An 11063-nucleotide genomic window follows, 5' to 3' on the forward strand; every position below is an offset into this window, starting at 1 on the left:
AGTTGAGAGATGTGATACATTATGAGAGTCGCTTTTGAGCGGTGCAAAAAAATGTACAGCAATTGTTCTTTGAAAACTAAACAAACAAAAACGTCAACAAACAATAATATTCATTTCTTATGAAATGAAGCCAACGTAACAAAATGAGCTAATCAACTTTCTCGGAGAGTTTGATCCTGGCTCAGGACGAACGCTGGCGGCGTGCCTAATACATGCAAGTCGAGCGAATCGATAGGAGCTTGCTCCTGTTGGTTAGCGGCGGACGGGTGAGTAACACGTGGGCAACCTGCCTGTAAGACTGGGATAACACCGGGAAACCGGTGCTAATACCGGATAATTCTTTCCCTCTCATGTGGGAAAGTTGAAAGTCGGTTTCGGCTGACACTTACAGATGGGCCCGCGGCGCATTAGCTAGTTGGTGAGGTAACGGCTCACCAAGGCGACGATGCGTAGCCGACCTGAGAGGGTGATCGGCCACACTGGGACTGAGACACGGCCCAGACTCCTACGGGAGGCAGCAGTAGGGAATCTTCCACAATGGACGAAAGTCTGATGGAGCAACGCCGCGTGAGTGATGAAGGCCTTCGGGTCGTAAAGCTCTGTTGTTAGGGAAGAACAAGTACCGGAGTAACTGCCGGTACCTTGACGGTACCTAACCAGAAAGCCACGGCTAACTACGTGCCAGCAGCCGCGGTAATACGTAGGTGGCAAGCGTTGTCCGGAATTATTGGGCGTAAAGCGCGCGCAGGCGGTCCTTTAAGTCTGATGTGAAAGCCCACGGCTCAACCGTGGAGGGTCATTGGAAACTGGGGGACTTGAGTGCAGAAGAGGAAAGCGGAATTCCACGTGTAGCGGTGAAATGCGTAGAGATGTGGAGGAACACCAGTGGCGAAGGCGGCTTTCTGGTCTGTAACTGACGCTGAGGCGCGAAAGCGTGGGGAGCAAACAGGATTAGATACCCTGGTAGTCCACGCCGTAAACGATGAGTGCTAAGTGTTAGAGGGTTTCCGCCCTTTAGTGCTGCAGCTAACGCATTAAGCACTCCGCCTGGGGAGTACGGCCGCAAGGCTGAAACTCAAAGGAATTGACGGGGGCCCGCACAAGCGGTGGAGCATGTGGTTTAATTCGAAGCAACGCGAAGAACCTTACCAGGTCTTGACATCCTCTGACACTCCTAGAGATAGGAATTTCCCCTTCGGGGGACAGAGTGACAGGTGGTGCATGGTTGTCGTCAGCTCGTGTCGTGAGATGTTGGGTTAAGTCCCGCAACGAGCGCAACCCTTGATCTTAGTTGCCAGCATTCAGTTGGGCACTCTAAGGTGACTGCCGGTGACAAACCGGAGGAAGGTGGGGATGACGTCAAATCATCATGCCCCTTATGACCTGGGCTACACACGTGCTACAATGGATGGTACAAAGGGCAGCAAAGCCGCGAGGCCTAGCCAATCCCATAAAACCATTCTCAGTTCGGATTGTAGGCTGCAACTCGCCTACATGAAGCCGGAATCGCTAGTAATCGCGGATCAGCATGCCGCGGTGAATACGTTCCCGGGCCTTGTACACACCGCCCGTCACACCACGAGAGTTTGTAACACCCGAAGTCGGTGGGGTAACCGTAAGGAGCCAGCCGCCTAAGGTGGGACAGATGATTGGGGTGAAGTCGTAACAAGGTAGCCGTATCGGAAGGTGCGGCTGGATCACCTCCTTTCTAAGGATATAAGCTGGACATATGAGCCAGACAAAAACGTTTGTTTGATGGTTTTCTGTTTGTTTAGTTTTGAGAGTGCAATTCTCTCAAGGCTTTTTTTAATCGTTCTTTGAAAACTAGATAATCGTATAGAAGAAACCAAGTAAAAACCGAGTAAAATCGCCATTTTAGTTTTTTCTCTCTATTAAATAGAGTAAACCTTTTAGGTTAAGTTAGAAAGGGCGCACGGTGAATGCCTTGGCACTAGGAGCCGATGAAGGACGGGACTAACACCGATATGCTTCGGAGAGCTGTAAGTAAGCTTTGATCCGGAGATTTCCGAATGGGGAAACCCACTGTTCGTAATGGAGCAGTATCTTTACCTGAATACATAGGGTATTGATGGCAGACCCGGGGAACTGAAACATCTAAGTACCCGGAGGAAGAGAAAGCAAACGCGATTCCCTAAGTAGCGGCGAGCGAAACGGGATTAGCCCAAACCAAGAGGCTTGCCTCTTGGGGTTGTAGGACACTCAACATGGAGTTACAAAGGAACGGGGTAGATGAAGCGGCCTGGAAAGGCCCGTCATAGAAGGTAAAAGCCCTGTAGTTGAAACTTCGTTCCCTCCTGAGTGGATCCTGAGTACGGCCGGACACGTGAAATCCGGTCGGAAGCAGGGAGGACCATCTCCCAAGGCTAAATACTCCCTAGTGACCGATAGTGAACCAGTACCGTGAGGGAAAGGTGAAAAGCACCCCGGAAGGGGAGTGAAATAGTTCCTGAAACCGTGTGCCTACAAGTAGTTAGAGCCCGTTAATGGGTGATAGCGTGCCTTTTGTAGAATGAACCGGCGAGTTACGATTACATGCAAGGTTAAGTTGAAGAGACGGAGCCGCAGCGAAAGCGAGTCTGAATAGGGCGTATGAGTATGTGGTCGTAGACCCGAAACCAGGTGATCTACCCATGTCCAGGGTGAAGTCCAGGTAACACTGGATGGAGGCCCGAACCCACGCACGTTGAAAAGTGCGGGGATGAGGTGTGGGTAGCGGAGAAATTCCAATCGAACTTGGAGATAGCTGGTTCTCTCCGAAATAGCTTTAGGGCTAGCCTCACGTAGTTAGAGTCTTGGAGGTAGAGCACTGTTTGGACTAGGGGCCCTCATCGGGTTACCGAATTCAGACAAACTCCGAATGCCAAAGACTTATCCGTGGGAGTCAGACTGCGAGTGATAAGATCCGTAGTCAAAAGGGAAACAGCCCAGACCACCAGCTAAGGTCCCAAAGTATACGTTAAGTGGAAAAGGATGTGGAGTTGCTTAGACAACCAGGATGTTGGCTTAGAAGCAGCCACCATTTAAAGAGTGCGTAATAGCTCACTGGTCGAGTGACTCTGCGCCGAAAATGTACCGGGGCTAAACGTATCACCGAAGCTGTGGATTGACACCGTTGGTGTCAGTGGTAGGAGAGCGTTCTAAGGGCGTTGAAGCTAGACCGTAAGGACTGGTGGAGCGCTTAGAAGTGAGAATGCCGGTATGAGTAGCGAAAGATGAGTGAGAATCTCATCCACCGAATGCCTAAGGTTTCCTGAGGAAGGCTCGTCCGCTCAGGGTTAGTCGGGACCTAAGCCGAGGCCGAAAGGCGTAGGCGATGGACAACAGGTTGATATTCCTGTACCACCTCTTTATCGTTTGAGTGATGGGGGGACGCAGGAGGATAGGGTAAGCGCACTGTTGGATATGTGCGTCTAAGCAGTAAGGCTGAGAGGCAGGAAAATCCGCTTCTCGTATGTGCTGAGCTGTGACAGCGAGGGAAATATAGTACCGAAGTTCCTGATTCCACACTGCCAAGAAAAGCCTCTAGCGAGATAAAAGGTGCCCGTACCGCAAACCGACACAGGTAGGCGAGGAGAGAATCCTAAGGTGAGCGAGAGAACTCTCGTTAAGGAACTCGGCAAAATGACCCCGTAACTTCGGGAGAAGGGGTGCTCTTTGGGGTTCATAGCCTCGAAGAGCCGCAGTGAATAGGCCCAGGCGACTGTTTAGCAAAAACACAGGTCTCTGCGAAGCCGCAAGGCGAAGTATAGGGGCTGACGCCTGCCCGGTGCTGGAAGGTTAAGAGGAGGGGTTAGCTCACGCGAAGCTCTGAATCGAAGCCCCAGTAAACGGCGGCCGTAACTATAACGGTCCTAAGGTAGCGAAATTCCTTGTCGGGTAAGTTCCGACCCGCACGAAAGGCGTAACGATCTGGGCACTGTCTCAACGAGAGACTCGGTGAAATTATAGTACCTGTGAAGATGCAGGTTACCCGCGACAGGACGGAAAGACCCCGTGGAGCTTTACTGTAGCCTGATATTGAATTTTGGTACAGCTTGTACAGGATAGGTAGGAGCCTGAGAAACCGGAGCGCCAGCTTCGGTGGAGGCGTCGGTGGGATACTACCCTGGCTGTATTGAAATTCTAACCCGCACCCCTTATCGGGGTGGGAGACAGTGTCAGGTGGGCAGTTTGACTGGGGCGGTCGCCTCCTAAAGAGTAACGGAGGCGCCCAAAGGTTCCCTCAGAATGGTTGGAAATCATTCGTAGAGTGTAAAGGCACAAGGGAGCTTGACTGCGAGACCTACAAGTCGAGCAGGGACGAAAGTCGGGCTTAGTGATCCGGTGGTTCCGCATGGAAGGGCCATCGCTCAACGGATAAAAGCTACCCCGGGGATAACAGGCTTATCTCCCCCAAGAGTCCACATCGACGGGGAGGTTTGGCACCTCGATGTCGGCTCATCGCATCCTGGGGCTGTAGTCGGTCCCAAGGGTTGGGCTGTTCGCCCATTAAAGCGGTACGCGAGCTGGGTTCAGAACGTCGTGAGACAGTTCGGTCCCTATCCGTCGTGGGCGCAGGAAATTTGAGAGGAGCTGTCCTTAGTACGAGAGGACCGGGATGGACGCACCGCTGGTGTACCAGTTGTCTTGCCAAAGGCATCGCTGGGTAGCTATGTGCGGACGGGATAAGTGCTGAAAGCATCTAAGCATGAAGCCCCCCTCAAGATGAGATTTCCCATAGCGTCAAGCTAGTAAGATCCCTGAAAGATGATCAGGTTGATAGGTCAGAGGTGGAAGCGTGGCGACATGTGGAGCTGACTGATACTAATCGATCGAGGACTTAACCAAATAGAAAAGCGGAGGCGACTGTACAACTTCGACAGACGTTGGAGGCCGGCGCTGCAAATCCTGATTTTGGATTCGTAGGGACGGATCGAAACGGCCGAGAAGTTAGGAGCCGCAGCTAGCCAAGTCTATAAGGCGAACTCGTTATTATGAAGTTTCTTCTACATTATCTAGTTTTGAGAGAATGAAAAAAAAAAATTTCTCTTGCAAAATAAAAAAAAGACATTATAATAAAATAGTGTCGAATAAATAGTCTGGTAATTAAGGCGAGAAGGTCACACCCGTTCCCATACCGAACACGGAAGTTAAGCTTCTCAGCGCCGATGGTAGTTGGGACTTTGTCCCTGTGAGAGTAGGACGTTGCCAGGCTGTATACGGAGGATTAGCTCAGCTGGGAGAGCATCTGCCTTACAAGCAGAGGGTCGGCGGTTCGATCCCGTCATCCTCCACCATAATTATTTCTTTCTTTACGCCGGGGTAGCTCAATTGGTAGAGCAACTGACTTGTAATCAGTAGGTTGGGGGTTCAAGTCCTCTCGCCGGCACCTTTAGTACGAGCCATTAGCTCAGTTGGTAGAGCATCTGACTTTTAATCAGAGGGTCGAAGGTTCGAGTCCTTCATGGCTCACCATAGTTTTACGATAGAAATAAGCTTTCAATATTGCGGGTGTGGCGGAATTGGCAGACGCACCAGACTTAGGATCTGGCGCCGCAAGGCGTGGGGGTTCGACTCCCTTCACCCGCACCATTTTGAAATTAAAACAACTCAACATATATGCGGAAGTAGTTCAGTGGTAGAACACCACCTTGCCAAGGTGGGGGTCGCGGGTTCGAATCCCGTCTTCCGCTCTCATGTTGCCGGGGTGGCGGAACTGGCAGACGCACAGGACTTAAAATCCTGCGGTAGGTGACTACCGTACCGGTTCGATTCCGGTCCTCGGCACCATTTAAGAAATGAATAATGCGCCCGTAGCTCAATTGGATAGAGCGTCTGACTACGGATCAGAAGGTTATGGGTTCGACTCCTTTCGGGCGCGCCATTATTTATCGGGAAGTAGCTCAGCTTGGTAGAGCACTTGGTTTGGGACCAAGGGGTCGCAGGTTCGAATCCTGTCTTCCCGACCATGAACTTCTTAACTATAATGGGGTCTTAGCTCAGCTGGGAGAGCGCCTGCTTTGCACGCAGGAGGTCAGGGGTTCGATCCCCCTAGACTCCACCAATTTGATTAGATGATGGCGGTGTAGCTCAGCTGGCTAGAGCGTACGGTTCATACCCGTAAGGTCGGGGGTTCGATCCCCTCCGCCGCTACCAACTATTATTTAAATACTATTACTTGGACCTTTAGCTCAGCTGGTTAGAGCAGACGGCTCATAACCGTCCGGTCGTAGGTTCGAGTCCTACAAGGTCCACCAGTAGTTTAAAATTCGGAGGAATACCCAAGTTCGGCTGAAGGGATCGGTCTTGAAAACCGACAGGCGGGTCAAACCGCGCGGGGGTTCGAATCCCTCTTCCTCCTCCATACCATTCTTATTATTATAAGTTACTATGGGCCTGCTCAAAAATTAAAAACTTTTTACTATCGCGGGGTGGAGCAACGAGCGTTGCTACAATGAATAATCTGCGAGTTGTACCCATCGAGCTGCTGCTTGATTAAGCTTTCTGAGATGGGGACAGTCAGTAACAAAACATGGAGCATACTCCAAACTTAATACTTTTTACTATCGCGGGGTGGAGCAGTCCGGTAGCTCGTCGGGCTCATAACCCGAAGGTCGCAGGTTCAAATCCTGTCCCCGCAATTGGTCTGGTAGTTCAGTTGGTTAGAATGCCTGCCTGTCACGCAGGAGGTCGCGGGTTCGAGTCCCGTCCAGACCGCCATATGTTGGCTCAGTAGCTCAGTCGGTAGAGCAAAGGACTGAAAATCCTTGTGTCGGCGGTTCGATTCCGTCCTGAGCCACCATTTTTTTGATAAATAAATATAATAATTTATGGCGGCTGTGGCGAAGTGGTTAACGCACCTGATTGTGGTTCAGGCATTCGTGGGTTCGATTCCCATCAGCCGCCCCATTTAAAACAATTTGCGGGTGTAGTTTACTGGTAAAACCTCAGCCTTCCAAGCTGATGTAGTGGGTTCGATTCCCATCACCCGCTCCAACATGTGGGCCTATAGCTCAGCTGGTTAGAGCGCACGCCTGATAAGCGTGAGGTCGATGGTTCGAGTCCATTTAGGCCCACCATAGTTTTTTGCAAAACAAAATAATTTTTATTGTTCCGCAGTAGCTCAGTGGTAGAGCTATCGGCTGTTAACCGATCGGTCGTAGGTTCGAGTCCTACCTGCGGAGCCATTTTATTTTATGGGGAAGTACTCAAGAGGCTGAAGAGGCGCCCCTGCTAAGGGTGTAGGTCGGGTAACCGGCGCGAGGGTTCAAATCCCTCCTTCTCCGCCATAAGAACGGCCCCTTGGTCAAGCGGTTAAGACACCGCCCTTTCACGGCGGTAACACGGGTTCGAATCCCGTAGGGGTCATACAAAAAAACTGATAACAATCGTTATCAGTTTTTTTGTGCGCTTATTTTATATTTAGGTGAGTCCTGCCTATTTCAATTCCACTCCTGTTAATCAACCTCTATTAACGTACACCTTTTATCAGATCCTACATCAATATGACCTGCTATGTTCTTAATTTACTCCTACAATAAATACCTGGTGCACTTTTTTCTTTCTCAAGAAATAATGGTCCCTTTGTACTAAAATTCACCCTACTTTGGTCCGGCTTTGCTGCCTTTCGTCTGCAATTTATACACTCTATTCATTATTTTAATATAACTTTATTTAAACCCCATCATTTTAGGAAACATTGATACCGTTTACATTTACTACATTTTACTTAAAATGTTTACTACAATTTTTATTATTGAAAAAATAGCTTTTCACAGTTAATTACATAGAAATATTCAAAAAAAGATACTAGATATTTGTCGAATGATGTAGGAAAATTTGTGGTTTAGTGTCGTATGATGTTGGGTATTGTAACTTAGTGGCTGAATTACTCAGTTATTGTCAAAAAAGATAAAAAAGTTTTACAAGGCATCTGGGCCATTTGCAATTATAATTGGTCAAAGAAATACATATTTTCAGTGAGATGAGGAGAGCCATGACGGTGAACACACTATATCCGACAGATTATCAGCTGCACTTATTTCATGAAGGCAGCTTCTTCCAGAGTCATCAGCTTTTTGGCGCTCATATCTTTAAGAATTCCGATAAGGTACATACACGATTTTGCGTTTGGGCTCCTAATGCCGCTAAGGTTAGGCTCGCGGGAAATTTTAACAACTGGAATGGTGAAGGATATGAATTGCAAAAGGTAAATGATGAGGGCGTTTGGATCATTGTCCTTAATCAAAATTTAGAAGGCTGTATTTATAAGTACGAGATTATAACATCTTCAGGTGAAAAGCTCCTTAAGGCTGACCCGTTTGCATTTTATTCAGAATTAAGGCCCCACACCGCTTCGATTGTATATTCTTTAAACAGTTATGATTGGCAAGACGAACAATGGATGAATCGAAGAGAAAAAAAGAATGTTTTATCGGATCCGGCAATTATATATGAAGTCCATGCAGGATCCTGGAAGAAAAAAGAAGATGACAGCTACCTAACCTATAAGGAACTAGCCGCTGAACTTATCCCTTATGTAATAGAGCATGGATTTACCCATATAGAACTTTTACCAATCATCGAGCACCCGCTTGACGCCTCATGGGGATACCAGGGTACGGGTTATTTTTCTGTGACCTCCAGGTATGGCACACCAGATGATTTTAGATATTTTGTGGACCAGTGCCATCAGCAAGGCATTGGTGTGATACTAGACTGGGTACCAGGTCATTTTTGCAAGGATGCTCACGGACTCTACCGATTTGATGGCACCCATATTTATTCATATGACACTGTTTATGACAGAGAAAATGTAGTATGGGGGACGGCAAATTTCGATTTAGGAAAAGGTGAGGTCCAAAGTTTCTTAATTTCAAATGCGTTATATTGGATTGATTACTTCCACATTGATGGCTTTCGAATGGATGCGGTAGCAAATATTATATATTGGCCGGACACCACTAACGGAAAGCGCGAAAATCCCTTTGGAATTAATTTCTTAAAAAAATTGAATAGAGAAGTACATGATTTCGATCCCCATTTTCTCATGATTGGGGAGGACTCTACGGATTATCCTCAAGTAACAGCGCCTGTACACTACGGCGGTTTAGGCTTTGATTACAAATGGAATATGGGCTGGATGAATGACATGCTTGAGTACATGGAAACACCGCCTTATTCTAGGTCAAAGGTTCATTCTAAGGTAACGTTTTCACTTTTATATGCTTTTTCCGAGAATTTTATGCTCCCATTTTCTCATGATGAAGTAGTCCATGGGAAAAAGTCCCTGCTGGACAAAATGCCGGGCGAGTATTGGGAGAAATTTGCTCAACTAAGGCTGCTGCTTGGATATATGTTTGCCCATCCTGGAAAAAAACTATTATTCATGGGGTTTGAAATCGGTCAATTTGCGGAATGGAAGGATAAAGAACAACTAGATTGGAACTTATTGGATTATGACATGCACCGCAAGTTAAACACATATGTAAAAGTATTAACTAAATTATATAAACGCTCAAAGGCTCTTTATGAATTGGATCATTTAAGGGATGGTTTTGAATGGATTGATGCGAATAACAGTTCCCAATCTATTTTTTCCTTCTTTCGAAAAGGAAAAAAGGAAGAAGATACATTAATTATCGTCTGCAACTTTACGGGAGTAGGGTATCCAGTTTATAGGATTGGTGCTCCGAAGGCGGGCGAATATCGTGAGATTTTTAATAGTGATTACCAAGAGTTCGGTGGGAATGAAATGGTGAATAAGAAGACCATATTAGCTTCTGAAGAGTCTTATCATGGTCAGCCATTTTCATTTGAGGTTGCCATACCACCGTTCGGTTTTCAAATTATAAGGCCAGTTAAAAAGCGGAAGGAGAGAAAAGGAAATGGTAAAGAAAAAGTGCGTAGCCATGTTGTTAGCAGGAGGGAAAGGAAGTAGACTTAATTCGCTTACAAAGGAATTAGCGAAGCCTGCAGTACCTTTTGGAGGGAAATACCGAATTATTGACTTTACATTAAGCAATTGTGCCAACTCTGGTATTGATACTGTTGGGGTGTTAACCCAATATCAGCCGCTTTTATTAAATTCCTACATCGGTATAGGAAGCGCCTGGGACCTTGACCGCAAAGACGGCGGTGTAACAGTTTTGCCTCCATATGCTGAGTCATCAGAAGTTAAATGGTATACCGGAACCGCCAGTGCTATTTTTCAAAATCTAAATTATTTAAAACAATACCAGCCTGAATACGTTTTAATCCTCTCCGGTGACCATATTTATAAAATGAACTACGAGAGTATGCTTGAATACCATATTGAGAAAAGAGCCGATGCTACGATTTCGTTAATAGAGGTTCCATGGGCAGAAGCCAGCCGTTTTGGGATTATGAATACGAACGAAGAATTGAGAATTACAGAATTTGATGAAAAGCCAAGCCATCCAAAGAATAATCTTGCCTCTATGGGCATTTATATTTTCAACTGGAGTATTTTGAAGGAATATTTAGAGATGGATGACCGTGATCCTAATTCAAGCCATGACTTTGGGAAGGACATCATCCCATTGCTCTTAGACGAAAATAAAAAATTGTTTGCTTATCCTTTTAAAGGTTATTGGAAGGATGTTGGAACAGTCCAAAGTCTATGGGAAGCAAATATGGATTTACTGGGAGACGAGTGTGATTTAGATTTATTTGAAAATGATTGGAGAATCTATTCTGTTAACCCCAATCAGCCTCCGCAATATATCTCTCCAGAGGCTATAGTAAAAGAGTCTATGATCAATGAAGGCTGTACGGTTGAAGGTAAGATAGAAAAATCCGTACTATTTCAAGGTGTGACAGTCGGTAAAAACTCGATTATTAAAGAGTCAGTCATTATGCCGGATGCTGAAATCGGTGAAAACTGTTTAATTGAAAAAGCAATTGTACCTGGTGAGGTCAAAATACCTGCTGGTACAGTGATTCGCTCGTTTGATGATGAGATTATTCTCGTAACGGAAGAGATGTTAAGCGGACTATACCCTGCAATATAGATTAAAAGAGATGGGTATTTAATAAAAAAA

Annotated in this window: 2 protein-coding genes, 21 tRNA genes and 3 rRNA genes; all 26 read left to right on the forward strand. The window is 46.7% G+C overall.

What is annotated here, in order from left to right:
• Positions 1–158: 158 nt before the first annotated feature.
• The 26 genes from ACZ9EE_RS22320 (at position 159) to ACZ9EE_RS22445 (ending at position 11033) form a co-directional block, all read left to right on the forward strand.
• Positions 159–1708, forward strand: a 16S ribosomal RNA gene (locus ACZ9EE_RS22320).
• Between the two features lie 205 nt (positions 1709–1913).
• Positions 1914–4848, forward strand: a 23S ribosomal RNA gene (locus ACZ9EE_RS22325).
• Positions 4849–5098: 250 nt separating this feature from the next.
• Positions 5099–5214: ribosomal RNA gene (gene rrf / locus ACZ9EE_RS22330) — 5S ribosomal RNA — on the forward strand.
• Together the 16S, 23S and 5S rRNA genes with 21 tRNA genes alongside form the textbook arrangement of a ribosomal RNA operon.
• A 7-nt stretch (positions 5215–5221) precedes the next feature.
• A tRNA-Val gene (locus ACZ9EE_RS22335) sits at positions 5222–5297 on the forward strand.
• A 19-nt stretch (positions 5298–5316) separates the two neighbouring features.
• Positions 5317–5389 (forward strand) — tRNA-Thr (locus ACZ9EE_RS22340).
• Between the two features lie 10 nt (positions 5390–5399).
• Positions 5400–5475: transfer RNA gene (locus ACZ9EE_RS22345), tRNA-Lys, on the forward strand.
• A gap of 32 nt (positions 5476–5507) precedes the next feature.
• Positions 5508–5592: transfer RNA gene (locus ACZ9EE_RS22350), tRNA-Leu, on the forward strand.
• Between the two features lie 29 nt (positions 5593–5621).
• Positions 5622–5693: transfer RNA gene (locus ACZ9EE_RS22355), tRNA-Gly, on the forward strand.
• Between the two features lie 8 nt (positions 5694–5701).
• Positions 5702–5790 (forward strand) — tRNA-Leu (locus tag ACZ9EE_RS22360).
• Between the two features lie 17 nt (positions 5791–5807).
• Positions 5808–5884: transfer RNA gene (locus ACZ9EE_RS22365), tRNA-Arg, on the forward strand.
• An 8-nt stretch (positions 5885–5892) separates the two neighbouring features.
• Positions 5893–5969: transfer RNA gene (locus ACZ9EE_RS22370), tRNA-Pro, on the forward strand.
• 19 nt (positions 5970–5988) lie between these two features.
• A tRNA-Ala gene (locus tag ACZ9EE_RS22375) sits at positions 5989–6064 on the forward strand.
• 15 nt (positions 6065–6079) lie between these two features.
• Positions 6080–6156, forward strand: a tRNA-Met gene (locus tag ACZ9EE_RS22380).
• A gap of 24 nt (positions 6157–6180) precedes the next feature.
• Positions 6181–6257: transfer RNA gene (locus ACZ9EE_RS22385), tRNA-Ile, on the forward strand.
• A 14-nt stretch (positions 6258–6271) separates the two neighbouring features.
• Positions 6272–6364, forward strand: a tRNA-Ser gene (locus ACZ9EE_RS22390).
• A 203-nt stretch (positions 6365–6567) separates the two neighbouring features.
• Positions 6568–6641: transfer RNA gene (locus ACZ9EE_RS22395), tRNA-Met, on the forward strand.
• 2 nt (positions 6642–6643) lie between these two features.
• Positions 6644–6720: transfer RNA gene (locus ACZ9EE_RS22400), tRNA-Asp, on the forward strand.
• A gap of 6 nt (positions 6721–6726) precedes the next feature.
• A tRNA-Phe gene (locus ACZ9EE_RS22405) sits at positions 6727–6802 on the forward strand.
• Positions 6803–6833: 31 nt separating this feature from the next.
• Positions 6834–6909, forward strand: a tRNA-His gene (locus ACZ9EE_RS22410).
• 13 nt (positions 6910–6922) lie between these two features.
• A tRNA-Gly gene (locus ACZ9EE_RS22415) sits at positions 6923–6996 on the forward strand.
• Between the two features lie 6 nt (positions 6997–7002).
• A tRNA-Ile gene (locus ACZ9EE_RS22420) sits at positions 7003–7079 on the forward strand.
• A gap of 33 nt (positions 7080–7112) precedes the next feature.
• Positions 7113–7187, forward strand: a tRNA-Asn gene (locus ACZ9EE_RS22425).
• Positions 7188–7198: 11 nt separating this feature from the next.
• Positions 7199–7289: transfer RNA gene (locus ACZ9EE_RS22430), tRNA-Ser, on the forward strand.
• A gap of 7 nt (positions 7290–7296) precedes the next feature.
• A tRNA-Glu gene (locus ACZ9EE_RS22435) sits at positions 7297–7368 on the forward strand.
• A 628-nt stretch (positions 7369–7996) separates the two neighbouring features.
• Entirely contained in the window at positions 7997–9940 is a 1944-nt protein-coding gene (glgB, locus tag ACZ9EE_RS22440; protein ID WP_476030679.1) for a 1,4-alpha-glucan branching protein GlgB, read from the forward strand.
• Positions 9888–11033 (forward strand): glucose-1-phosphate adenylyltransferase, encoded by a 1146-nt coding sequence (locus ACZ9EE_RS22445; RefSeq protein WP_476030681.1) that lies wholly within the window; start codon positions 9888–9890, stop codon positions 11031–11033. The genes glgB and ACZ9EE_RS22445 overlap by 53 nt, the downstream gene beginning before the upstream one ends.
• The last annotated feature ends 30 nt before the right edge of the window (positions 11034–11063 follow it).

Source organism: Bacillus sp. URHA0034 (genome assembly GCF_056280405.1).

Excerpts from the sequence above, each read along its gene's own strand:
- glgB (WP_476030679.1), top strand. The coding sequence starts at position 7,997 with ATGACGGTGAACACACTATATCCGACAGATTATCAGCTGCACTTATTT.
- ACZ9EE_RS22445 (WP_476030681.1), top strand. The coding sequence starts at position 9,888 with ATGGTAAAGAAAAAGTGCGTAGCCATGTTGTTAGCAGGAGGGAAAGGA.